The organism is Telluria sp. AZSoR62 (assembly GCF_058111565.1).
The window spans coordinates 1-232 of record NZ_JBYTST010000647.1; the positions used below are offsets into that span (position 1 = coordinate 1).

Genomic DNA, 232 nt, shown 5'->3' on the forward strand with positions numbered 1-232 from the left:
GCCCAGCTTGGTATTGAGGTAGTCGACACCCAGGTACGGCATCAGGGCAGAATTCCCGTCGACGATAAAAACGTATCCAGCTTGAGCTGAAACGGCTTTTTGCTTCACGTCAGCTTTGCCCTTGGATTTAGATTGGCCGGCGCCGGTCAAGTACGAACGATCGATCGTTGCGTCACCATCCGAGTACGCGGCTGCACCCCGCAGAAAAGGTCCGCTACGCAGGCGATTGCCG

General features: G+C 56.5%; 1 protein-coding gene. It reads right to left on the bottom strand.

Features of this window, described 5'->3' with window-relative positions; all coding sequences use genetic code 11:
* The coding region (locus tag AC3XQU_RS25040) for an autotransporter domain-containing protein (protein ID WP_489876785.1) at window positions 1-232 on the bottom strand (232 nt) is incomplete at both ends.